Below are 23,861 nucleotides of genomic sequence, written 5' to 3'. Positions count from 1 at the left end.
ACCGCACACGTCGCACAGGACTGGGGTACGCATGGCACGCAGACGATGGAGACTCGGGCTCACCCTGGGGGCTCTGCTCGCCGGAACGCTCGCCGCGGGACCCACCGCCGCGGCCGAACCCACCGACTACACCATCGACGTCGACACGGCCCGCATCGGCGCGAAGATCGACGACTCGATGTACGGCGTCTTCTACGAGGACATCAACCGCGCGGCGGACGGCGGCCTCTACGCCGAACTCGTCCAGAACCGCTCCTTCGAGTACTCCACGGCCGACAACGCCGCCTATACGCCGCTGACTTCGTGGGACGCATCCGGCTCCGGTTCCGCGAAGGTGGTGAACGACGACGGCCGCCTCAACGCCCGTAACCGCAACTACCTCTCCCTGGAGGGTGGTTCGACCGTCACCAACTCCGGTTACAACACCGGCATCGCGGTCACCAAGGGCAAGCGCTACGACTTCTCGGTCTGGGCCCGCACCGGCGGTACGCAGCGCGCACCGCTGACCGTCGCCCTGCGCGACACCTCCGGCGACCTCGCCCCGGCGCGCCGCGTCACCGCGCGCGGCGGCTGGGCGAAGTACAAGGCCACGTTCACCGCCGCCCGCACCTCCGCCACCGGTCGCCTCGCGGTCACCTCGGGCGCCGCCGTCGCGCTCGACGAGATATCCCTCTTCCCGCGCGACACCTACAAGGGGCGCGCGAACGGCCTGCGCAAGGACCTCGCCGAGAAGATCGCCGACCTGGACCCCGGCTTCCTGCGCTTCCCCGGCGGCTGCCTGGTCAACACCGGCTCCCACGAGGCGTACGACGAGAAGTCCGGCTGGCAGCGCCAGCGCTCCTACCAGTGGAAGGACACCATCGGGCCGGTCGAGCAGCGCGCCACCAACGCCAACTTCTGGGGCTACAACCAGAGTTACGGACTCGGGTACTACGAGTACTTCCAGTTCGCCGAGGACACCGGCGCGATGCCGCTGCCCGTGGTGCCCGCCCTGGTGACCGGCTGCGGCCAGAACAAGGCCACCGACGATCCGGCCCTCCTCAAGCGGCACATCCAGGACACCCTGGACCTCATCGAGTTCGCCAACGGCCCGGCGACCAGCGAGTGGGGCAAGAAGCGCGCCGCGATGGGCCACCCCAAGCCCTTCCGCCTCACCCACCTGGAAGTCGGCAACGAGGAGAACCTCCCCGAGGAGTTCTTCGCCCGCTTCAAGGAGTTCCGCGCGGCCATCGAGGCGAAGTACCCGGACATCACCGTCATCTCCAACTCCGGCCCCGACGACAGCGGTTCGACGTTCGACAAGGCCTGGCAGCTCAACCGTGACGCCGACGTCGCCATGGTCGACGAGCACTACTACAACAGCCCCCAGTGGTTCCTGGAGAACAACGACCGCTACGACTCCTACGACCGCGAGGGACCCAAGGTCTTCCTCGGTGAGTACGCCTCGCAGGGCAACAAGTTCTCCAACGCCCTCTCCGAAGCCGCCTTCATGACGGGCCTGGAGCGCAACGCGGACGTCGTCAAGCTCGCCTCGTACGCCCCGCTGCTCGCCAACGAGGACTACGTGCAGTGGAAGCCGAACATGATCTGGTACGACAACGACCAGTCATGGGGCTCGGCCAACTACGAGACGCAGAAGCTCTTCATGCGCAACGTCGGCGACGAGGTCGTGCCGTCCACCGCGTCCGGCACCCCCGCCACGTCCGGCCCGATCACCGGCGCCGTCGGCCTGTCCACCTGGGCGACCAGCGCCGCGTACGACGACGTGAAGGTCACCGGTGAGGACGGCAGGACGCTTCTGACCGACGACTTCTCCGGCGGTGACAGCCAGTGGAGCAAGGCGGCGGACAAGGGAACGTGGGCCGTCCAGGACGGCGCGTACGTCCAGTCCGACGAAGCCGCGGAGAACACCCTGGTCACGGCGGGCGACAAGAGCTGGCAGAACTACGACCTGAACGTGAAGGCCACCAAGAAGTCCGGCAAGGAGGGCTTCATGGTCGCCTTCGGGGTCAAGGACACCGGCAACCACTACTGGTGGAACCTGGGCGGCTGGAACAACACCCAGTCAGCCGTCGAGAAGAGCGTCGACGGCGCGAAGCAGACCATGGTCCAGGACACGACGACCATCGAGAGGAGCCGCAGCTACGACCTGCGCGTGGAGGTGCGCGGGCGTCAGGTGACCCTCTTCCTCGACGGCAAGAAGTGGGGGTCCTTCACGGACGACAAACCGGCCGAGCCGTTCCGCCAGGTCGTCACCCGCGACAAGGCCACCGGTGACCTCATCGTCAAGGTCGTCAACGCACAGGGCTCGGACGCGCGCACCAAGATCGCCCTCGGCGCGGCCACGAAGGTGGGGCCCAGCGCCAGGGTGACCACGCTCGCGGCCGACCCGGGGGCGGAGAACACGAAGGACGCGACGCCGGTCAAGCCGGTGACCTCGACGTTCCGGGGCGTCTCCGACTCGTTCTCGTACACGTTCCCGGCGAACTCGATCACCTTCATGAGGGTCCGAACCGGCTGAAGAAGATCGTTCAGCGCGGCGCGCGCCCTGGGCACAAACGCCATCATGCCTGGTCAAACGGGTAAAGGCAGGCTCTTCGGGGGGTTCGGTTGGCGAGTGGGGACAGGGCAATGACAGGATGAGGACCATGACAATCAAGGCTTATTTCGACATCACCATCGACGGCAAGCCCGAGGGCCGCATCACGTTCAACCTCTTCGACGACGTCGTGCCGAAGACCGTGGAGAACTTCCGCGCGCTCGCCACCGGCGAGAAGGGCTTCGGTTACGCGGGCTCGAAGTTCCACCGCGTCATCCCGGACTTCATGCTCCAGGGCGGCGACTTCACCGCCGGCAACGGCACCGGTGGCAAGAGCATCTACGGCGCGAAGTTCCCCGACGAGAACTTCCAGCTCAAGCACACCAAGCCTGGCCTGCTCTCGATGGCCAACGCGGGCCCGAACTCGAACGGCTCGCAGTTCTTCATCACCACGGTCGTCACGAGCTGGCTCGACGGCAAGCACGTGGTCTTCGGTGAGGTCGCGGACGAGGAGAGCATGGCCCTCGTCAAGAAGATCGAGAGCTTCGGCTCACAGTCGGGCGCCACCAAGGCCGAGGTCGCCATCTCCGCCTCCGGCACCCTCTAGCACCTCTGGTACCCCTGGCACCTGGTGCATGAGCCCCCGCCCCCACCGGGCGGGGGCTCACCCATGCGCGGGCCCGTCAGCCGACGCCGGTCACATACCGCAGGCCGCCCAGGAGGTGGTCGCGGAAGACCGGGTCCGCGTAGGCCTCGGCGGCGTGGCCGAGGGCCGTGTAGAACACCGGGCCGCCGCCGTGGTCGTGACACCACACGAGGGGGTGGTCGGCCCCCATGCCGCCTCCCTCGTACGAGGTCTCGTCGGCGGAGGCCAGGACCCGCACCGCATCACGCGGCGAGGCCCGGAAGTCGTACCACTCGTCAGTGAACTCCCAGGTGGCGGGGAGGTGTTCGGTGGCGGGGTGCGTGTGGTCCTCGATGATCAGGCGGCCGGGCTGGAGCGCGGGGTGGCGGGCGAAGCGCGCGCCGAGGAGCTCTCCGTAGTACGGCCAGTCGTACTCGGTGCAGGCCGCGGCGTGGACGCCCAGGAAGCCGCCGCCCGCCGACCGGTGTGCGCGCAGCGCCGACCGCCCGGCCGGGGTCAGGACGTCGCCGCTGGTGGAGAGGAAGACGATCGCCGCGTAAGCGGACAGGTCCTGCTCGAAGGCGGCCGGGTCCTCGGTCGCGTCGGCCGGGCAACCGATCCCGGCGGCGAGCTCGCGCAGGGCGGCGACCCCGGCGGGGATCGAGGCGTGCCGGTAAGCGGTCGTTCGGCTGTAGATCAGCAGGCGGGGGCTCATGGCTCCCGATCGTAGGAGCCGTGGCCGGGGGCAGGCGTGAGGCGAAAGTGCCGGATGCGGCCGACCACTCCCCCGCGCCCCGCGGCCCACGGTAGCGTCAGCGCCAGTAGCAGATGTCCGAACGATGTTCTAGATATCGAACGCACATGGCACCGAGGAATGGCACGTATGCCCGATCTCCCGCCCTCGCCCGCACCCCATGGATCTCGGAAGCCCCAGGGACCTCAGGGATCTCAGAAGCCCGCGGGATCTCAGGGACCCCATGGCTCGCATGGGCCCCAGGGCTCGCAAGGGCCCATCCGCCTTCGCTCCCACGCCCACACCGCCCTGCGCCCGGCGGCCACCGCACGCATCACCGACGGTTTCTGGGCCGCCCGGCGGCACACCAACGCCTCGGTGAGCATCCCGCTGGGACCCGAGCGCCTCGAACAGGCCGGCAACCTGGCCAACCTGCGGGCCGCGGCCGAGGGTGCGGGAGTTTTCACCGGGGACTTCCCGTTCCAGGACTCCGACGTCCACAAGTGGCTGGAGGCCGCCTCCTGGCAGCTGGCCGACGAACCGGGCCCGCACGCGAACGGTCTCGCCGCGGACGTGGAGCGGCTGACCTCGCTCGTCGCCGCCGCCCAGGACCCCGACGGTTACCTCCAGACGTACTACCAGGTCGCCCGCCCCGACCGGCGCTGGAACGAGCTCGACTGGGGCCACGAGCTGTACTGCGCGGGCCATCTGATCCAGGCGGGCGTCGCCCACCACCGGGCCACCGGACGCCGCGAACTCCTGGACGTGGCCGTCCGGTTCGCCACGCACATCGACGCCCTCTTCGGACCGGACGCGACGAGCGAGGGAACGGAGAAGAAGCACGGAATCTGCGGACATCCCGAGATAGAGACCGCCCTCGTGGAGCTGTACCGCGAGACCGGCGAGCGGCGCTTCCTCGACCTCGCGGGCCACCTCACCGACCGCCGCGGCCACGGACTGCTCGCGGAGGGCATCGACCGCGCCCGCGATCCGGGCCCGGCGTACTGGCAGGACCACCTGCCCCTGCGCGAGGCGCCGACCGTCACGGGGCACGCCGTGCGTCAGCTGTACCTCCTTGCCGGGGCCGCCGACCTGGCCGTGGAGACGGGCGAGACGACCCTGCGCGAGGCCCTGGAGCGGCTCTGGCACTCGATGGCCGCCACGAAGACGTATCTCACGGGCGGTGTCGGCGCACGCCACGAGGGCGAGGCGTTCGGCGACCCCTTCGAGCTGCCGCCGGACCGGGCGTACGCGGAGACCTGCGCGGCCATCGCCTCCGTGCAGTGGTCCTGGCGGATGGCGCTGCTCACGGGCGAGACCCGCTACTCCGATCTCGTCGAGCGCACCCTCTACAACGGCTTCCTGTCCGGGGTCGCCCTCGACGGTGACCGCTGGCTGTACGTCAACCCGCTCCAGGTGCGTGACGATCACGAGGCGCGCACCGGCGACCAGGCGCCCCGCCGCACGCCGTGGTTCAGCTGCGCGTGCTGCCCGCCGAACGTCATGCGGCTGCTCGCCTCGCTCCCCCACTACGTGGCGAGCGGGGACGCGGACGGCCTGCAACTGCACCAGTACGCGACGGGCTCATACGCGACGGACACGGGCGGCGCCGTCACGGTCGGGACCGACTACCCGTGGAAGGGCCGCATCACGGTCACCGTCGACGCGGCACCGGCTGACCGCGACTGGACGCTCTCGTTGCGCATCCCCTCCTGGTGCGCCGAGTTCACGGTGGCCGCGCCGGACCGGCAGGACCGCACCGAAGCGGACGGCGGCTGGCTGCGGATACGCCGCCGCTGGCTGCCCGGCGAGCGCGTCGTCCTCGACCTCGCCCTGGATGTACGCCTCACGGAGCCCGACCCACGGGTGGACGCCGTGCGCGGCTGCCTCGCCATCGAGCGCGGACCCCTCGTGTACTGCCTGGAAGGCGTCGACCAGCGGGTGGCCCCGCGCCTGGACGAGGTGACCCTGGCACCGGACGCCCGCCTCGTCCCCGAGCACCGCCCGGACCTCCTGGGCGGCGTCACGGTCGTCACCACCACCGGCCACCGCCGCTCGGACGGGACACCCACCCCGCTGACGGCGGTGCCCTACTACGCGTGGGCACACCGGGAAGAGGGGGCCATGCGGGTCTGGATTCCACGAAGCTGACGGATGAGCACACCCTCACCCGCGTACGTATGTACGGGAGACACCACCCTCCCCCATCCGGAGTGCTCCCATGGCAGACGCGGGCAACGTCACCGCCCTCTTCCGTGCGTCCACCGCGCACACCCCCTCGTACTCCGCGCTGAACAGGGCGGCGGCGGACAGCGGACGGCCGCTCGTCGACTTCTGCATCCCGTGCAATCCGTACTTCCCCACGCCCGAGATGTACGAGGAGCTGGGCGGCCGGCTGCGGGACATCCTCACGTACTACCCGAGCGGCGCGGACACCATCACCGCCGAGCTCAGCGCCGTGCTCGGGCTCAACCCGCAGACCGTCGTGATGGGCAACGGCTCGACCGAACTCATCACCTGGATCGACCACTTGCTGGTGCGCGACGCGCTCGCGGTGCCCGTGCCGACGTTCGGGCGGTGGACCGACCAGTCGATGGAGACCGGCAAACGGGTCGACATGTACCTCCTTCCGGAGGCCGACGGCTTCGTGCTCGATCCGGCTGCCTTCGTCGACTTCGTGCGGGCCCGCGGCTCGCGCACCGCGGTCATCTGCAACCCCAACAACCCGGACGGAGGCATGCTGCCGCGCCGCTCGGTGCTCGCGCTGCTCGACGCGCTGCAGGATCTCGACCTGGTCGTCGTGGACGAGTCGTTCCTGGAGTTCGCCGACGCGGGACCGGAGTCGAGCGTCGCCGACGAGGCGGTCCTGCGGCCCAACGTCATCGTGCTGCGCAGCCTCGGCAAGAACTTCGGGCTGCACGGCGTGCGCTTCGGCTACCTAGTCGCCAACCCAGGCCTCGCGGGCCGGGTACGCGCCGCACTGCCGAAGTGGAACCTCAACTCCTTCGCGGAGACCGTGGTGTTCATGCTGAGACAGCACCGCCACGCCTACGACCTGAGCCTGCGTCAGGTACGCCGCGACCGCCAGGAGATGATCTGGCACCTCGGCCGGCTCCCCGGACTCACCAGTTATCCCTCGCAGGGCAATTTCGTGTACGTGCGCCTTCCCGACGGGGTCGACGGAGCGGTCCTGCGCGACCGGCTGCTCGCGGAGCACGGCATCCTGGTGCGCGAGTGCGGCAACAAGATCGGCAGCTCAAGCCGCTTCCTGCGCCTGGTGGTCCGCCCACCGGTCGACGTGCAACCCTTGATCAGCGCCCTGGAACAGACGCTGTACGCGACCGGCGCCGACACCCCCGGCCTCCTGCCGGTCCCCTACGGCTCGGGGAACCCGGCGGTGGACCGGCTGGTGATGCGGGCCTGAGTCCGCCGGCCCCGAGCCGTAAAATCGTGACCATGGAAACAACGGGGGCAGGCGCGGACAGCCGACGAAGCACGGCCACCGGCCGGGACGGCACCGTGGGGGCCGTGACCAACTGGGCCGGGAACATCACCTTCTCGGCCCGTGAGCTGCACCGGCCCACCTCGCCGTCCGCCGTGCGGGCGCTCGTCGCGGGCAGTCGGCAGGTGCGGGTGCTCGGCAGCGGCCACTCGTTCAACCGGATCGCCGACGTGGACGGTGACGCGGCGGACGCGGTGCTCCTGTCCCTGTCCGCTCTTGAGCCGTCCATCGACGTGGACACCTCGGCGCACACCGTACGCGTGTCGGGCGGCGTGCGGTACGCCGAACTCGCGCGGTACGTGGCCTCGTTCGGGCTCGCGCTGCCGAACATGGCCTCGCTGCCGCACATCTCGGTGGCCGGTTCGGTCGCCACGGGGACGCACGGCTCCGGCAACGGCAATCAGTCGCTCGCGGAGATCGTGCGGGCGGTGGAGCTGGTGACCGCCGACGGGGAGACGGTGGTGCTGAACCGCGGCGACGACGGGTTCGACGGCTCCGTCGTCTCGCTCGGCGCGCTCGGCGTGGTCCTCTCGCTCACCCTCGATCTGGAGCCGGACTTCGGGGTGAGCCAGCACGTGTTCGGCGAGCTCCCGCTGGCCGGCCTCGACTTCGAGGCGGTGACGTCGGCTGCGTACAGCGTGAGTCTGTTCACCGACTGGCGAGGGCCGCGCTTCAACCAGGTGTGGCTCAAGCAGCGCGGCGAGGCTCCCGTGGACTTTCCCTGGGCGGCGCCCGCGACCGCGCCGCAGCACCCGGTGCCGGGCATGCCCGCCGTCAACTGCACCCAGCAGTTGGGTGTTCCGGGTCCGTGGCACGAGCGGTTGCCCCACTTCCGGGCCGAGTTCACGCCGAGCAGCGGCGCCGAGCTCCAGTCGGAGTATCTGCTGCCGCGCGTGCACGCCCTGACGGCCCTGCACGCCCTGGACTCCCTCAGGGATGAGGTGGCGCCGGTCCTTCAGGTGTGCGAGGTGCGCACGGTCGCCGCCGACGCCCAGTGGCTCAGCCCCGCGCACGGCCGCGACACCGTGGCGTTCCACTTCACCTGGGTGCCCGACGCGGCGGCCGTGCTCCCGGTGGTCGCACGCGTCGAGGAACGCATGGCGCGCCTGGAGGCCCGTCCGCATTGGGGCAAGGTGTTCGCCGCGGACCCCGCCGAGCTGGGCGCGCGCTATCCGCACGCGGCTGATTTCGCCGCGCTCGCCGCACGCCTCGACCCGGCGGGGAAGTTCCGCAACGCCTTCGTGCGGCGTTTCCTCGGGCCGCTGTCCTAGGACGCGGCGTCGGCGACCGGGATGCCGAAGTCCGGGGTGCCGTCCGCCTTCCAGCCGAACCCCTGCACGCGGGTGTGCCGGTTGGGGTCGTTCAGGGGGTCGCCGACAATGTCCTTGTACTGGCGCGCGTGGTAGACGAGGACGTCGGTGCGGCCGTCCTCGGCCACGGTGAAGCAGTTGTGCCCGGGGCCGTACTGCTTGGTCGTGTCATTGCTGGTGAAGACGGGGGTCGGTGACTTGGCCCAGGACGCGGGGTTCATGAGGTCGCTGCGGGTGTCCGCGGTGAGCAGCCCCATGCAGTAGTTGAAGTCGGTCGCGGACGCCGAGTACGTGAGGAAGACGCGGCCGTTGCGCTGGATGACGCTGGGACCTTCGTTCACCTTGAAGCCGACGCACTCCCAGTCGTACTCGGGTGTGGTCAGGCGGATTTGAGGGCCCGTCAGAGTCCAGGGGTTTGCCATGCGGGAGAGGAAGACGCCGGTGTTGTTGTCCATGCCGGGCTCGTACTGCGCCCAGGCGAGGTAGCGGCTGCTGCGGTGCGTGAAAGTTGTGGCGTCGAGGGAGAAGGTGTCCCAGGCCGTGGTGAGCCGCCCCTTCTCCGTCCACGCTCCCTTGAAGGGGTTGGCGTTGGCGTTCTCCAGGACCCAGATGCGGATCTTCCACACGTCGTCGGCGGGGGCCGCGGCGAAGTAGATGTACCACTTGCCGTTGATGTGGTGCAGTTCCGGCGCCCAGATGTGCGAGGCCATGTCGCCGCTGGTGTGCCGCCGCCAGATGACGGACTCGTCCGCGCGCGTCAGGCCCCGCAGGGTGCGGGAGCGGCGCAGGATGATGCGGTCGTACTCAGGTGATGTCGCCGTGAAGTAGTAGTGGCCGTCGGTGTGGCGCTGGATGTGCGGGTCGGCACGCTGCTCGACGAGCGGATTGCGGTAGGCCGGGGCCCGGGAGGCCACGTGGGCGGGCGCCTGGGCGAGCGCGGGTGCGGCGGTGAGGGCGGGTGCTGCGGCGAGGGCGCCGACGGCCAGCGTCCCCCTCAACATGGTTCTGCGACTGGGTACTTCACTGTGGCTCATGCGGCTCCCCTCACGCCGACGTTCGTCATTTCGAACGCCATCTGATACTCCGAACGCCGAAACGGTAAGGGGGTGTTGGGGCAAGGTCAACGGTTGCGACGAGATGCGGCGAGATGGACCCGCGGGCGGCTTGGGGGTGCCTGGGCGGGTGACCGCGGGCGGCTGGACGGCCTATGCCCGAGCCCCTACTCCGCCCGCCCCAGCGCCTCCCCGCACGCCTTGATGTACGCGGCCACCAGCGGGCGCCGGTCGTCACCCCAGCGCCAGGCCAGGGCGAACCTGCTGGGCGTGATGCCGCGGACCGGACGCGTGACGACGCCGCCCAGCGTGATCAGGGGTGCGTTGCCCGCGGCGACCAGGCAGACCCCGCGGCCGTCCACCAGCGCCTCGTACGTCTCGTCGGTACTGGCGATCTCCGCGCCGATGCGGGGTGGGCGCCCCGCGCGGGCGTCCAGGGCGAGCCAGTAGTCCCGCAGCGCGCCCGCGCTCGGGGGCAGCGCGAGAAAGGGTTCGTCGAGGAGGTCGGCGAAGTCGATCTCGTCCCGGTCCGCGAGGCGGTGCGTCGCGGGGAGGGCGACATGGCGCGGCTCCTCGGCGACCACCACCCACCCATAGCGCTCCAGGTCCGGAAGCGGCAGCCAGACGAAGGCCACGTCCGCCGTGCCGTCCGCGAGGCCCGCGCTGGCGTCCCCCCAACTCACCTGCCGGAGACGGACCGTGGCCTGTGGGTGGGCTTCGCCGAAGCGGGACCGTACCGCCGGCAGGATGCCGCCGCGAGCCGGTCGCGTGCTCATGCCCACGGAGAGCGTCGCCCGCTCCTCGGTCTTGGCGTGCTCCACCGCGCCGACCGCCGACCGCCAGTGGTCGAGGACCTGTTGCGCGTACGGCAGGAGCGCCGCACCCGCGCGGGTGAGTCGCACGCCTCGGCTCTCGCGCACGAACAGGTCGGCGCCCAACTGCCGTTCAAGGGACCGTATCTGCTTGCTCAGCGCGGGCTGCGAGACGAAGAGCCGCTCGGCGGCCCGTGTGAAGTGCAGCTCCTGCGCCACCGCGACGAAGTAGCGGAGGTCCCTGCTGTGTACGTCCCTGCCGTGCAGGTCGGTGCCGTGTACGCCTGCGCCTGTACCTGTGCCGTGTAAGTCCATAACCATCAGCTATCACGTCAGGTCTTGGACGGGCCATCCGATTCCGCCGCAGGATGATCCCCAGAGCCGGGGATGAGTGAACCGGCGTACTTACAAGGGGAGTTCGGCATGACGAAGGTATGGCTCGTGACAGGCGCGAACAGCGGCTTCGGCCGGGCGATCACCGAGGCGGCCGTCGCCGCGGGCGGCGTGGTCGTGGCCACCGCCCGTAACGCGTCCTCCCTGGACGACCTGGTCGCGGCGCACCCCGACCAGGTCGAGGCCCTCACCCTGGACGTGACGGACACGGCCGGCATCGAGGCCGCCGTGCGTGACGTCACCGACCGGCACGGACGCATCGACGTCCTGGTGAACAACGCGGGCCGCAGCCATGTCGGCGCCCTGGAGGAGGACTCGGACGCCGAGCTGCGTGCCCTGTTCGACGTGCACGTCTTCGGTCCCGCCGCGCTGACCCGCGCCGTCCTTCCGCACATGCGGGCCCGGCGCTCGGGGGCGATCGTGCAGATGAGCAGCATGGGCGGGCAGATGTCTTTCGCGGGCTTCTCGGCGTACAGCGGCACGAAGTTCGCCCTCGAGGGGATGTCCGAGGCGCTGGCCGCCGAGGTGGGGCCGCTCGGCATCAAGGTCCTGATCGTGGAGCCCGGCGCGTTCCGGACGAGCCTGTTCGGCAACACCAGCGCGAGCCCGGTGGAGATCCCGGACTACGCGCCGACGGCGGGCGCCACCCGCACGATGGTCGCGGGCGGTGACGGCACGCAGCCCGGCGACCCGGCCAAGGCCGCGGCGGCGATCCTCACCGCGCTCGACGCCGACGAGACCCCGCTGCGCCTGCCGCTGGGCGAGGACGCCGTGGACGCGGTCGTCGGCCACCTCGACTCGGTCCGCGCGGAGATCGCGACCTGGGAGAAGGTGACCCGCGCGACCGCCTTCGACGCCTGAGACAGACGAGGGGGCGCGGCGAGCGGCCGGTGTCAGCGGTCGCGCTTGACCGCCCGCAGGATCACGAACTTGGGGTTACTGGCGGCGACTTGAGCGTTGCCGAAGAGCTTCCGCAGCTTCACGTGGTAGTCGAGGTGGCGGTTGCCGACCACCCAGAGCTCGCCGCCGGGGCGCAGCGCGGCGCGTGCCCCGCTGAACATCCGCCAGGCGGTCGCGGCGGACGTCGCCTGGTGGGTGTGGAAGGGCGGGTTGTTCAGGACGAGGTCCACCGTGCCCGCGGGGACGGCCGCCAGCGCGTCGCCCGCGATGAATTCCGCACGCGCCGTCTCGGCGGCGTTGGCGCGGAAGGTGGCCTCGGCCGAGGCGACGGCGGGGTACGACTCGTCGATGAAGGTGACCGTGGCCTCGGGGTCGGCTACGGCGGCGGCCGTGCCGAGCACGCCGTTGCCGCAGCCCAGGTCCACGACGTGCGCGGCGCCCCCGGCGGCTCCCCTGCCGGCCGGCAGGTGCTGCAGAAGGAAGCGGGTGCCGATGTCGAGCCGCTCGGCGCAGAACACCCCGGCGTGGTTGACGGCCGTCAGTCCCGCTCCCGCCCCGGAGTCGTCGTCGAGGACGTAGCTGCGCGGCCAGGGGCTGGGACCGGGGTCGCGCTCCGGGTCCGGCGTGCTGAAGATCAGCCGGGCCTTCTGCCGGGCCAGCGACGTGCGCGTGGGCCCGATGATCCGCTCGAAGAGGTCGAGCGTCGAGGTGTGGATCTCGGTGACCATCCCGGTGCCGACGACGACCGTGCCCGCGTGCAGGGCGGGCGCGAGCCGGTGCAGCTGGTCCTCCAGGAGCGCGAGGCTCTTCGGCACGCGGACCAGGAGTACGTCGATCCGGCTCGGCGGGGCGTCGCCCGTCGTCGTCAGGCGCACCGCGTCCGGCGCGAACCCGGCGCGCGCCACGTTCGCCCGCGTCGCCTCGCGCGCGAGGAACGAGTCGGTGATCAGCGTCGGCCCGTGTTCGGCGAGCGCGGTGGTCAGCGCGCCCCAGCGGTCACCGACGACGGCCACGGTGCCGGAGAGGTCGACGGGCTTCGCCGCCTCCTCGGCCCCGACGGGCCCGCCGTCCTCGCCCGCGAGGTACCGCAGCAGGTAGGCGTCGGCGGCGGACCAGGCGCGCAGCGGGTCGCGCGGGTCCTCGGGAAATCGTGTGAGGTCGTACGCGCCCCATGACGTGCTCAGCCGGTTCATCGTGCCTTCAGGCTAACGGAGGGGGACGGCTGCCCCGATCAGCGGCTCCTGTGGTGCGCGTGCGGGCCGATCTCCATAGCGTCCATTGGTGGAGCACCCGCGCATCCCATCCCCCCGAGGAGCCGTCATGCCGGAGCTGTTCATCGGCGGAACATGGACCACTGCCGTGGACGGGCAGACACGGGAGATCCGCTGCCCGGCGGACAACACCCTGGTCGCCACCGTCGACGAGGCAGGGCCGAAGGACGCCGCGGCGGCGATCGCCGCCGCGCGTGACGCCTTCGACACCGGTCCGTGGCCCCGCACCCCGGCGGCCGAACGCGGCCGTCTGCTGCTGCGCGTGGCCGACCTCCTCGAACGCGACAAGGACGCACTCGCCCGCGCCGAATCCCTCGACACCGGGAAGCGGCTCGTGGAGAGCGAGTACGACATGGACGACATCGCGAACTGCTTCCGCTACTTCGGCAACCTGACGGCGGCGGGCGGCACCGACCGGGTCGTCGACGCCGGCAGCCCGGAGGTGGACAGCCGGGTGGTGCACGAGCCGGTCGGGGTGTGCGCGCTGATCACGCCGTGGAACTATCCGCTGCTCCAGACCGCCTGGAAGGTCGCCCCCGCGCTCGGCGCCGGCAACACCTTCGTCCTCAAGCCCAGCGAGCTGACCCCGCACACCGCCATCATCCTGATGCGCCTGCTCACCGAGGCCGGGCTGCCCGGCGGTGCCGCCAACCTGATCCTGGGCGCGGGCCCCACCGCGGGCGCCCCGCTCAGCGAGGACCCGCGGGTCGACATGGTGTCGTTCACCGGCGGGCTCGTCACCGGCCGCCGCATCATGGCCGCCGCGGCCCCCACGGTGAAGAAGGTCGCCCTGGAGCTCGGCGGCAAGAACCCGAACATCGTCTTCGCCGACGCCGACTTCGAGGCGGCCGTCGACTACGCCCTGATGGCGATCTTCCTGCACTCGGGCCAGGTCTGTTCGGCCGGGGCCCGGCTGCTCGTCGAGGACGAGCTGCACGACAGGTTCGTCGACGAGGTGGTCGCGCGCGCCCAGCGGATCAGGCTCGGCGGTCCCTTCGACGACGACGCCCGCACCGGACCGCTGATCTCCGCGGCACACCGCGACAAGGTCGAGGCGTACGTGGCGGCGGGCCTCGCCGAGGGCGCGGTGCTGCGGTGCGGCGGCGCGCGGCCCGACGACGCGGCCCTCGCGGACGGCTACTACTACCCGCCGACCGTGCTCGACGAGTGCACCCCGGGCATGTCCGTGATCACCGACGAGTCGTTCGGACCGGTGCTCACCGTCGAGCGGTTCCGGGACGAGGACGAGGCGGTGGCGCTCGCCAACGACACCGTTTACGGGCTCGCGGGCGCCGTCTGGACGCAGGACGGCGGCAAGGCGCACCGGGTGGCGTCCCGGATGCGCGCGGGCACGGTGTGGATCAACGACTTCCATCCCTACGTGCCGCAGGCGGAGTGGGGCGGCATGAAGCAGTCCGGCTTCGGGCGCGAGCTGGGACCGGCCGGTCTCGCCGAGTACCAGGAGGCCAAGCACATCTGGCGCAACCTCGCCCCGACACCACAGAGGTGGTTCGAATGAGCACGGATCCCGGCAAGGGCGCCGAGGCCGCCGACGCCGCCCGGCAGCAGCACCAGGACGACGACGACGCGCTCGGCAAGCTCGGCTACCGGCCCGAACTCAAGCGCACCCTGGGCAACTTCCACACCTTCGCCGCCGGGATCAGCTACATCTCGATCCTGACCGGCACCTTCCAGCTCTTCTACTTCGGCGTGAGCTTCGGCGGCCCCGCTTACTGGTGGTCCTGGCCGATGGTCTTCGTCGGACAGCTGATGGTGGCGCTCTGCTTCTGCGAGCTCGCCGCCCGCTACCCCGTCGCGGGGTCCGTCTACAACTGGGGCAAACAGCTCGGCGGCAAGCACATCGGCTGGCTCGGCGGCTGGATGATGCTGACGGCCACCATGGTGTCCCTGGCGGCGGTCGCCCTCGCGTACCAGATCACGCTGCCGCAGATCTCCGACACGTTCCAGTTCATCGGGGACGGCAGCGGGACGACCGACGCGGCGAAGAACGCGGTGCTGCTCGGCTCCGTGCTGATCCTGTTCACGACCCTGATCAACGCGTTCGGCGTCAAGCTGATGGCCCGGATCAACTCCGCGGGCGTACTGATCGAGCTGATCGCGGCCGTCGTCCTGATCGTGCTGCTCGCCGCGCACATCACGCGCGGCCCCAGCGCCATCATGGAGACCGGCGGCCTGGGCCAGGGCCAGAACCTCGGCTACTTCGGCGCGTTCCTGACGGCGTCGCTGGCATCGGCGTACGTGATGTACGGCTTCGACACCGCGTCCTCGCTCGGCGAGGAGTCCCTCGACCCGAGCCGCAACGCCCCGCGGGCCATCCTGCGGGCGCTCGTCTTCTCGTTCCTGATCGGCGGGCTCATCCTGCTGTTCGCGCTCCTCGCCGTGCCGGACCTGCACGCGGAGGAACTGTCCGTGGACGGCCTGCAGTACGTGGTCCTGAGCACGCTCGGTTCGACGATCGGCGAGATCGTGCTGTGGTGCGTGGTCGTCGCCATCACCGTCTGTGAACTCGCGGTCCAGGCGGCGGGCATCCGTCTCGCGTTCGCCATGGCCCGCGACGGCACGCTGCCCGCTTCCTCGCTGCTCGCCAAGGTCAGCCCGCGCTTCCAGACCCCCGTGCTGCCCGCGATCATCATCGGCGTCGTCGGCGTCGCCATCCTGGTGATCAACATCAACCAGCCGCAGATCTTCTCGGTGATCACGAGCATCGCGATCATCATGATCTACCTGGCCTATCTGCTGGTCACCCTGCCGATGCTGATCAGGCGGCTGCGCGGCCAGTGGCAGCCCGCGGAGGGCAAGTTCTCGCTCGGCAGGTTCGGCCTGCCGGTCAATATCCTGGCCGTGCTCTGGGGCGCGGCCATGTCCCTGAACCTGGCCTGGCCGCGCGCGGAGGTCTACAACGCGACGGGACCGCAGCACTGGTACCTGCGCTGGGGCGCGTTCGTCTTCATCGGCATCGTGGCCTGCGGCGGCTTCGCCTACTACTGGTTCGTGCAGCGGCACAAGGCGGGCGTACTCGCCGAGCACCGCTTCGAAGAGGCACCCGCCGACCCCACCACTCCCCCGTCGCCCCCGGCCGCCCCCTGAACCCCGCTGATCTGGAGTCACCATGCCCGCTAAGAGCCCTCGGTCCGAGTACGACTACGTGGTGGTCGGCGGCGGTACGGCAGGCGCGGTCGTCGCCGCGCGGCTGACCGAGGACCCGGACGTCAGCGTCTGCGTCCTGGAGGCCGGGCCCTCGGACGTCGGCGACGACAACATCCTGCGCCTGGAGGGCTGGATGGCCCTCCTGGAGTCCGGCTACGACTGGGACTACCCGGTGGAGCCGCAGGAGAACGGCAACAGCTTCATGCGGCATGCCCGCGCCAAGGTGCTCGGCGGCTGCTCCTCGCACAACTCCTGCATCGCGTTCTGGGCGCCCGCCGAGGACCTCGACGAGTGGGGCTCGCTGGGCTGCACGGGCTGGAGCGCGGCGGACTGCTTCCCCCTCTACCAGCGCCTGGAGACCAACGACGCGCCCGGTGACCACCACGGCCGCTCGGGCCCGGTGAACATCATGAGCGTGCCGCCGAACGACCCGTGCGGATCAGCCCTGCTGGAGGCGTGCGCGGCGGCGGGTATCCCCACCACCCCGTTCAACACCGGCAAGACGGTGAAGCGCGGCGCGCACTGGTTCCAGATCAACTCCCGTCCGGACGGCACCCGTTCGTCCGCCTCGGTGTCGTACCTGCACCCGATCCTCGGCATGCGGCCGAACCTTGAGGTGCGCACCGGGCTGCAGGCACGGCGGCTGCTGTTCGACGAGAACCGGCGCTGCACGGGCGTCGAGTTCCTGCAGCCCGACACCATTCACAGCGACAGCGTCGGGGCGCGCCGCGAGGTGATCGTGGCCTGCGGGGCCATCGACTCGCCGAAGCTCCTGATGCTGTCGGGCATCGGTCCCGCCGGGCATCTGCGGGAGTGCGGGGTGGAGGTGCGGGTGGACTCCCCCGGCGTCGGCTCCCACCTCCAGGACCACCCCGAGGGCGTGATCATGTGGGAGGCGAAGCAGCCGATGGTCACCTCCTCCACCCAGTGGTGGGAGATCGGGATCTTCGCGGACACCGAACCGGGCCTCGACCGCCCTGACCTGATGTTCCACTACGGCTCGGTGCCCTTCGACATGAACACCTACCGGCGCGGCTACCCGACCACCGACAACGCCTTCTGCCTCACCCCGAACGTCACCCGGGCCCGCTCGATGGGCATCGTCCGGCTGCGCACCCGCGACTTCCGTGACAAGCCGAAGGTCGACCCGCGCTACTTCACGCACGAGCACGACATCCGCGTCATGACGTACGGGCTGCGGCTCGCCCGGGAGATCGCGGCGCAGGCCCCGATGGCGGACTGGGCGGGCGCCGAACTCGCTCCGGGCCCGGAAGCCACGACCGACGACGAGCTCTTCGCCTACATCCGCCAGACCCACAACACCGTCTACCACCCGGCGGGCACCGTGCGGATGGGAGCGGTCGACGACGCGGACTCGCCGCTCGACCCGCAACTGCGCGTCAAGGGCGTCAGCGGGCTCCGGGTCGCCGACGCCTCGGTCATGCCGTTCCTGCCCGCGGTCAACCCGTGCATCACCACGATGATGATCGGCGAGAAGTGCGCCGACATGATCAAGGCGACCTGAGCCGGCCCGCTGGGCCCGTCAGCTCCGGTCGAACCAGGTGGGCTGGTCCTCCGCCATGGCCTGCTTGATCCGGAAGATGCCGGTCTCGTGCAGGTCGGGCAGTCGGTCGAGCGCGAACCAGCCCACTTCGAGCGACTCGTCGTCGTTGACGCGGGCCTCGCCGCCGACGGCGCGGCAGCGCACGGTGATGTCCATGAACTGGCAGGTGTCGCCGTTGGGGTACGTGACCGGCTCCAGGGCCTCGATGAGCACGACGCGCTCGGCGACGCAGTGCACCGCGGTCTCCTCGAAGACCTCGCGCACGGCGCACGCGGCGGGCTGCTCCCCCGGGTCCGGGATGCCGCCGATGACCGACCACTTGCCGTTGTCGGAGCGCCGCCCGAGGAGCACTCTGCCCTCGTCGTCGAAGACGATGGCGGTGACCCCGGGGAGCCAGAGCAGCTGGTGACCGGCGTCGGCCCGGATCGTGCGGATGAAGTCAGGAGTTGCCATGCAGTCGACCCTAACGGCCCTGCCGGATGCGCCTGGCCCGTACGGCGCCCGTCACCGCCCAGCCGAGACCGCCCGCGGCGATCAGCACGAGGATGCCCTCGGGCAGGGTGCCGAACCGGGTGGCCGGGGTCTGCGAGGAACGCAGCGGCACCTCCTCGACGAGTGAGTCGGCGGTGAACCACTTCGTCTTCTGCGAGACATGGCCGTCCGGCCGGATGATCGCGCTGACGCCGCTGGTCACCGGGACGGTGACGGTGCGGCTGTGCTCCACGGCACGGATGCGCGACATGGCCAGCTGCTGGTACGTCATCTCGCTGCGGTCGAACGTCGCGTTGTTGCTGGGCACCGAGATGATCTGCGCGCCATGGGTGACGGTGTCGCGCACGGCCCAGTCGAAGGCGGCTTCGTAGCAGGTGGCGAGGCCCACCTCGGTGCCCGCCATGGTGAAGACACCGGGCTCGGTGCCGCGGCTGAAGTCCTGGCGCACCATGCCGACGTCGCTGCTGAAGAAGCCGACGACGTCGCGCAGCGGGATGTACTCGCCGAAGGGCTGGATCTGCCGCTTGTCGTAGGTGTCCGTGGGGCCCTTCTTGGGGTCCCACAGGATCTGCTCGTTGAAGAGCTTGCCGTCCTTGGACTCGACGACCCCGCCCACCGAGATGGGGGCGCCGATCGCCTTCACCGCGCGCTCGATCGCCGCGTGGGCGTCGGGGTTGGTGAACGGGTCGATGTCGGAGGAGTTCTCCGGCCACAGGACGAAGTCGGGCTGCTTCGCCTTGCCCGCCTTCACCCGCTCCGCGAGCCGCTCGGTCTCGCGCACATGGTGGTCGAGCACGGCGCGGCGCTGGGCGTTGAACTCCAGGCCCGCCTGCGGGACGTTGCCCTGGATGGCGGCGACCGTCGCGGTGCCGTCCTCGGCGTCGTCACTGACGAGCGGGCGTGCGGCGAAGGCCCCTGCCACCGGGACGAGCACGCTGAGCAGGGCCGCTGCCGCCGCGCCGCGGCGTACGACGCGGGGGCCGTGTGGGTCGCGGGCGTCGCGCACCTGCCGGACGATCTCGTACAGGCCGAAGCCGCACAGGACCACCGCGAACCCGAGCACCGGGGTGCCGCCGAGCGCGGCAAGGGGCAGGAAGACGCCGTCCGCCTGTCCGAAGGCGATCTTCCCCCAGGGGAATCCGCTGAACGGCACGCGCGCGCGTGCCGCCTCACCGGCGATCCACAGGGCGGCGGCCCACAGCGGATATCCGGGCAGCCGGGAGACGGCGGCGATGCCCGCTCCGACGAGGGCGACGAACATCGCCTCGATGGCGGCGAGCGCCAGCCAGGGACCGGGCCCGACCTCCACCCCGGTCCACACCAGGAGCGGAAGGAGGAAGCCGAGGCCGAAGAGGTAACCGAGCCCGAGGCCCGCCTTCCAGCCGCGGCCGTGCAGACACCAGGCGAACACCGCGAAGGCCGGCAGGGCCAGCCACCACAGGGTGCGTGGCGGGAAACTGACGTAGAGCAGCACTCCGGAGAGTGCCGCCGCGGTGGCCGGGACGAGCGCGCGCAAAAAGCGGGCCTTGCGCGAAACGGGCGCGGGCTGCGGTCCGAGCTGCTCCGACTCGTCTACGGAGGTGGTGGTGGCGGTCACTCGGGGAGTGTACGGCGCGTCACTTGGACAAAGACAGGACGGTCGTGCCCGGCCGCCGAGGGTCTTGTTCCACACGATCGGCAAATCGTTCCTGCGCAAGACGTCCACATCTCAGCGTTCCAGCGACTACGGTGTGCCCGAGTCCCTGACCTGCGGCCGGATCGAGCCACAGCGTTCGGGGCCCGTCATACGGCGGGGGGCGACGGGGTGGGGACAACGGGGATGGCCGCTACGGCCGGGCCGCCAGGGGCATACGAAAGACGCAGCGCGTCCGACGCGACGGGCTGCGCGCTGCTCGGCGTGTGCGCCGCCTGGACCTTGATCACAGCGGGGGTGCACGGCGGCCGGCCCGAGGGAGTGCTGCTCGCGGTACTCGCCGTGGCCGCGGGCTACGCGGGCGGGCGCATCTGCGGCGCGCTGCTGCCGGTCGCCGCGCCCTGTGCCGGTGCGCTGGCCGGGGTGGGCCTCGCGGCGGCGGCACCGCAGCTCTCGCCGGGCCCCGTCAGCGCGGCGCCGCTCGGCCATACCGGGGCCACGGCGGCGCTTTTGATCCTGGCCTCGGGGGCGGCCTGCGCCGCGGCGTGGGCGGCCCGCGGTGCCTCGACGCGGCTGGCGATGCGGCTGCTGGCCGTGGGGATCGTGGTGGCCGCCGCGGCGCTGGGTTCCGTGGCCGGGGTCGTCGCCTGTACCGGCATCCTGCTGTGCTCGCTGGCGACCGCGCTGATGCGGCGCAGGGTGCTCGGCCTGGCGGGTCTCGCCCTGGCGACGGCGGTGGTGACCGGTCTGACCTGGGCGATCGCCGACGACGTACTGCCGGAGGGGCTGAGCGCGTCCCTGGAGGGGCAGCTCGACGGGCACCGGGTCGAGCTGTGGCAGGACGCGCTGGCGCTCGCGGGCCAGGAACCCGCGGTGGGCGTGGGCCCCGGCCGGTTCGCCGATTCCAGCCCGACGGTGGCCGAGCATCTCCTGACCGACGGCAAGCCCCATTCGGCGCCGTTGCAGCAGGTGGCCGAGCAGGGCCTGGTGGGTGTGGTCCTTCTCGCGGCGGTGTTCTGCTGGCTTCTGTACGCCCTGTACCGCTCGCCGCGCTCCACCCAGGTCGTCCTGTCGGCGGGAGCGGCCCTGACGGCGCTGGCCGCGGTGGCGTCGGTCGGCAACGCGCTGAGCCTCACGGCGGTGACGACGGGAGCGGGCTATCTGGCGGGCATCGCCACGGCGCGACCGCTGGGCGATGAACCGGCGCAGGTCAGGCCGCCTGGCGCCCCGCCAGGGACAGCCGGTGGCGGATGATCCGCACGGCCGCTTCGGCGTCGTCGACGGTGACCGTGAACTTCCTGCCGTCGCCCAGGCTGAGGACCAGGCCCTCACCGCGCCTGACGACGACGGCGGTGCCGAGTTCGGGCCGCGAGCGGTAGCCCCAGCCGCCCCACTGTCTGGGGCAGACGACCTGCGCGAACTCGGCCCCCACCACGTGGGAGAGAAGGATGCGGCGGCGCGGCAGGCCCATGTGCCCGCAGCGCACCTCCAGGCAGTCCTTGTCGACCGTCACGGCGACATGGACGAAGGCGAGGGTGCCGAACAGGATCAGCAGCCCGGCGGCGATGCACCCCACGACGGACATGGCGAGGGCGGCGATCCCGGACGTCCACATGTTGTCGACGGCCAGCTCGATCCCCAGCGCCAGGCAGAGAGCGCCGGCCAGAGCCAGCAGCCACTGCACGCGGTTGGTCGCGCTTCCGGTCCAGACTTCCGGCAGGGCGTCGGCCGTGCTGCCCCGCTCGCCGTGGGTGTGGTCCCTCATGCGACCGAGAGTACCCACGTTCCGGAGGGAAGGCACGGCATCGCGGAGCGTCACCACTCCGGCGGTACGGGTCTCAGCGTGCGGGAGTGGCCGCCGCGAGGAGCCTGCCTTCGGCGTACGTGTGGGCGGCGAGGGGCAGCTCGGCGGCGCGGCCACTGAGGATGACCGTGAGGCCGCCTTCCGTGCCGTTGCCGGGGCCGGGAAGCTCTCCGGCCCTGCGCAGCGCCTGGGCGGCGACCGCTCCGGCGGAGCCGTGCAGGACCAGGGGCGGCAGGTGGGGCTGCTGGAGGGCCGCGCGGATGCGCTCCCCGACCAGCTCGTAATGGGTGCAGCCCAGGACGACGGCGCTTACATCACGCGGGGTGAGTGCCGCCGCCGCGGCGACCGCCCTGTCGATGGCCGCCTCGTCGGCGGACTGCACGGCGTCCGCGAGGCCGGGGCACGGCACCTCCGTGACGGCGACGCCGCCGGCGAACTCCTCGATGAGGCCGCGCTGGTAGGGGCTACCGGTGGTGGCGGGGGTGGCCCAGATGGCGACGGGGCCGCCGCCGGCCACGGCCGGCTTGATCGCAGGTACGGTCCCGATGACGGGCAGGCCGGGTTCGAGGCGGGCGCGCAGGGCGGGCAGGGCGTGCACGGACGAGGTGTTGCAGGCCACGATCAGCGCCTGGGGGTGGTGCGCGGCGGCGGCCTCCGCGACGGCGAGCGAGCGCTCCGTGATGTCCTGTGCGGTGCGCGGTCCCCAGGGCAGTCCGTCGGGGTCCGAGGAGAGGACGAGATCGGCGTCAGGCCGCAGACGACGTACCGCCGCCGCGGCGGGGAGCAGGCCGATACCGGAGTCCATGAGCGCGATCTTCACCCGGTCACCATAGTCGATCGGCCTCCTGAGCCCGGCGGCGTGGGGCAGACTGCGGCGGATGAGCGCCGTTGTGTGGACCGCCGCCGCATCGCTTGCCGCCTGGCTGTGGCTCCTGCTGGGACAGGGCTTCTTCTGGCGCACGGACCTGCGTCTGCCGCCGCGCCGCGAACCGGACGTCTGGCCCCCGGTCTGCGTCATCGTCCCCGCCCGCGACGAGGCCGCCGTCCTTCCCGAGAGCCTGCCCTCGCTGCTCGCCCAGGACTACCCGGGGCAGGCGGAGATCTTCCTTGTCGACGACGGGAGTTCGGACGGCACCGGCACGCTGGCCCGGTCCCTCGCCGACCGGCACGGCGGCCTGCCGCTCACCATCGGTTCACCGGGAGAGCCACCGCCGGGCTGGACCGGCAAGCTGTGGGCCCTGCGGCACGGCATCGGTCTGGCACGCGCGCGTGCACCCCGCTATCTGCTGCTCACCGACGCGGACATCGCCCATGAGCCCGACAGCCTGCGGGAGTTGGTCGCGGCGGCGGAGACGGCCGGATTCGACCTTGTCTCGCAGATGGCGCGGCTGCGCGTCGCGAGCCTGTGGGAGCGGCTCGTCGTCCCGGCGTTCGTCTACTTCTTCGCGCAGCTCTATCCGTTCCGCTGGATCGCGAAGAAGGGCTCGCGCACGGCCGCGGCCGCCGGCGGATGCGTCCTGCTGAGCACGGCCGCCGCCGAGCGCGCGGCGATCCCCGACTCCATCCGGCACGCGGTGATCGACGACGTGACGCTGGCCCGGGCGGTGAAGCGCTCGGGCGGCCGCGTCTGGCTGGGGCTGGCGGAGCGCGTCGACAGCGTGCGCCCCTACCCCGGGCTCGGCGACCTATGGCGGATGATCTCGCGCAGCGCCTACGCCCAGCTCCGCCACAACCCGCTGATCCTGCTCGGCACGGTCCTGGGGCTCGCCCTGATCTATCTGCTGCCGCCGGTCGCGCTGTTCGGCGGGCTGGTCACGGGCAGCGCGGGACCGGCCGTGCTCGGCGGCTTCGCGTGGCTGGTGATGACGGCGACGTACGTCCCGATGCTGCGCTACTACCGGCAGACCCTCTGGCTCGCTCCCCTGCTGCCGTTCACCGCTTTCCTCTACCTCCTCATGACGGTGGATTCGGCGGTGCAGCACTACAGGGGGCGCGGAGCGGCGTGGAAGGGGCGGACGTACAGCCGCCCCGACCCCGCTCCCGAGCAGAACTGAAGCCCCCCC

General features: G+C 71.2%; 19 protein-coding genes. 11 read left to right on the top strand and 8 right to left on the bottom strand.

Annotated features, from left to right (window positions below):
* The first annotated feature begins 31 nt into the window (after positions 1 to 31).
* Both ACWFRU_RS24165 and ACWFRU_RS24160 read left to right on the top strand, forming a co-directional pair.
* Positions 32 to 2,521 carry an alpha-L-arabinofuranosidase C-terminal domain-containing protein gene (locus ACWFRU_RS24165; protein WP_453690125.1) on the top strand — a complete coding sequence of 830 codons (2,490 nt, stop codon included), beginning with the start codon at positions 32 to 34 and terminating at the stop codon, positions 2,519 to 2,521.
* Positions 2,522 to 2,648: 127 nt separating this feature from the next.
* On the top strand, positions 2,649 to 3,146 hold the full coding sequence (locus ACWFRU_RS24160) for a peptidylprolyl isomerase (RefSeq protein ID WP_453690123.1): 498 nt from the start codon (positions 2,649 to 2,651) through the stop codon (positions 3,144 to 3,146).
* A 76-nt stretch (positions 3,147 to 3,222) separates the two neighbouring features.
* Here ACWFRU_RS24160 and ACWFRU_RS24155 read toward each other — a convergent pair whose 3' ends face one another.
* Positions 3,223 to 3,879 (bottom strand): ThuA domain-containing protein, encoded by a 657-nt coding sequence (locus tag ACWFRU_RS24155; protein WP_453690121.1) that lies wholly within the window; start codon positions 3,877 to 3,879, stop codon positions 3,223 to 3,225.
* Between the two features lie 297 nt (positions 3,880 to 4,176).
* On the opposite strand from ACWFRU_RS24155, the gene ACWFRU_RS24150 reads away from it, so the two are divergent.
* The 3 genes from ACWFRU_RS24150 to ACWFRU_RS24140 all read left to right on the top strand — a co-directional run bounded on the left by ACWFRU_RS24150 (position 4,177) and on the right by ACWFRU_RS24140 (position 8,670).
* Positions 4,177 to 6,048: a glycoside hydrolase family 127 protein gene (locus ACWFRU_RS24150; protein ID WP_453690467.1), complete on the top strand. Its 1,872-nt coding sequence runs from the start codon at positions 4,177 to 4,179 to the stop codon at positions 6,046 to 6,048.
* 70 nt (positions 6,049 to 6,118) lie between these two features.
* The gene (locus ACWFRU_RS24145) at positions 6,119 to 7,321 is read left to right on the top strand and encodes a pyridoxal phosphate-dependent aminotransferase (protein WP_453690119.1); all 1,203 of its coding nucleotides are present in this window, start codon (positions 6,119 to 6,121) and stop codon (positions 7,319 to 7,321) included.
* Positions 7,322 to 7,353: 32 nt separating this feature from the next.
* Positions 7,354 to 8,670: an FAD-binding protein gene (locus ACWFRU_RS24140; protein ID WP_453690117.1), complete on the top strand. Its 1,317-nt coding sequence runs from the start codon at positions 7,354 to 7,356 to the stop codon at positions 8,668 to 8,670.
* On the opposite strand, the gene ACWFRU_RS24135 is transcribed toward ACWFRU_RS24140, so the two are convergent.
* Both ACWFRU_RS24135 and ACWFRU_RS24130 read right to left on the bottom strand, forming a co-directional pair.
* Entirely contained in the window at positions 8,667 to 9,743 is a 1,077-nt protein-coding gene (locus ACWFRU_RS24135) for a glycoside hydrolase family 43 protein (protein WP_453690115.1), read from the bottom strand. The two genes, ACWFRU_RS24140 and ACWFRU_RS24135, sit on opposite strands and share 4 nt — an antisense overlap.
* A gap of 185 nt (positions 9,744 to 9,928) precedes the next feature.
* The gene (locus ACWFRU_RS24130; RefSeq protein WP_453690114.1) at positions 9,929 to 10,888 is read right to left on the bottom strand and encodes a LysR family transcriptional regulator; all 960 of its coding nucleotides are present in this window, start codon (positions 10,886 to 10,888) and stop codon (positions 9,929 to 9,931) included.
* A gap of 108 nt (positions 10,889 to 10,996) precedes the next feature.
* Between ACWFRU_RS24130 and ACWFRU_RS24125 the strand changes: the two genes are divergently transcribed.
* Complete coding sequence (locus tag ACWFRU_RS24125; protein ID WP_453690112.1) at positions 10,997 to 11,827, top strand: oxidoreductase; 831 nt, start codon at positions 10,997 to 10,999, stop codon at positions 11,825 to 11,827.
* Between the two features lie 32 nt (positions 11,828 to 11,859).
* Here ACWFRU_RS24125 and ACWFRU_RS24120 read toward each other — a convergent pair whose 3' ends face one another.
* Complete coding sequence (locus ACWFRU_RS24120; protein WP_453690110.1) at positions 11,860 to 13,059, bottom strand: methyltransferase; 1,200 nt, start codon at positions 13,057 to 13,059, stop codon at positions 11,860 to 11,862.
* A 127-nt stretch (positions 13,060 to 13,186) separates the two neighbouring features.
* Here ACWFRU_RS24120 and ACWFRU_RS24115 point away from each other — a divergent pair, with 127 nt between their 5' ends.
* From ACWFRU_RS24115 to ACWFRU_RS24105, 3 genes are read left to right on the top strand one after another with little or no spacing between them, the layout of a single operon-like run.
* Complete coding sequence (locus ACWFRU_RS24115) at positions 13,187 to 14,656, top strand: aldehyde dehydrogenase family protein (protein ID WP_453690108.1); 1,470 nt, start codon at positions 13,187 to 13,189, stop codon at positions 14,654 to 14,656.
* Entirely contained in the window at positions 14,653 to 16,245 is a 1,593-nt protein-coding gene (locus ACWFRU_RS24110) for an APC family permease (RefSeq protein ID WP_453690106.1), read from the top strand. Before ACWFRU_RS24115 ends, ACWFRU_RS24110 begins: the two co-directional genes overlap by 4 nt.
* Positions 16,246 to 16,267: 22 nt before the next feature.
* Positions 16,268 to 17,830: a GMC family oxidoreductase gene (locus tag ACWFRU_RS24105; protein ID WP_453690104.1), complete on the top strand. Its 1,563-nt coding sequence runs from the start codon at positions 16,268 to 16,270 to the stop codon at positions 17,828 to 17,830.
* An 18-nt stretch (positions 17,831 to 17,848) separates the two neighbouring features.
* Here the strand turns inward: ACWFRU_RS24105 and ACWFRU_RS24100 are convergent, their stop codons facing one another.
* Entirely contained in the window at positions 17,849 to 18,322 is a 474-nt protein-coding gene (locus ACWFRU_RS24100; RefSeq protein ID WP_453690102.1) for an NUDIX hydrolase, read from the bottom strand.
* 10 nt (positions 18,323 to 18,332) lie between these two features.
* Entirely contained in the window at positions 18,333 to 19,958 is a 1,626-nt protein-coding gene (gene lnt / locus ACWFRU_RS24095; protein WP_453690100.1) for an apolipoprotein N-acyltransferase, read from the bottom strand.
* Positions 19,959 to 20,180: 222 nt separating this feature from the next.
* Between lnt and ACWFRU_RS24090 the strand changes: the two genes are divergently transcribed.
* On the top strand, positions 20,181 to 21,248 hold the full coding sequence (locus ACWFRU_RS24090; protein ID WP_453690099.1) for an O-antigen ligase family protein: 1,068 nt from the start codon (positions 20,181 to 20,183) through the stop codon (positions 21,246 to 21,248).
* Here ACWFRU_RS24090 and ACWFRU_RS24085 read toward each other — a convergent pair.
* Both ACWFRU_RS24085 and ACWFRU_RS24080 read right to left on the bottom strand, forming a co-directional pair.
* Positions 21,205 to 21,759 carry a hypothetical protein gene (locus tag ACWFRU_RS24085; RefSeq protein WP_453690097.1) on the bottom strand — a complete coding sequence of 185 codons (555 nt, stop codon included), beginning with the start codon at positions 21,757 to 21,759 and terminating at the stop codon, positions 21,205 to 21,207. The two genes, ACWFRU_RS24090 and ACWFRU_RS24085, sit on opposite strands and share 44 nt — an antisense overlap.
* A gap of 73 nt (positions 21,760 to 21,832) precedes the next feature.
* A complete protein-coding gene (locus tag ACWFRU_RS24080) occupies positions 21,833 to 22,618 on the bottom strand; it encodes a glutamate racemase (RefSeq protein ID WP_453690095.1) in 786 nt (261 codons plus the stop codon).
* A gap of 58 nt (positions 22,619 to 22,676) precedes the next feature.
* Between ACWFRU_RS24080 and ACWFRU_RS24075 the strand changes: the two genes are divergently transcribed.
* Positions 22,677 to 23,852 (top strand): glycosyltransferase, encoded by a 1,176-nt coding sequence (locus ACWFRU_RS24075; RefSeq protein WP_453690093.1) that lies wholly within the window; start codon positions 22,677 to 22,679, stop codon positions 23,850 to 23,852.
* Positions 23,853 to 23,861: the final 9 nt, after the last annotated feature.

The organism is Streptomyces sp. NPDC055099, from assembly GCF_053607685.1.
The sequence above is the reverse complement of the archived record's forward strand: the minus strand, read 5'-3'. Positions and strand labels throughout refer to the sequence as shown.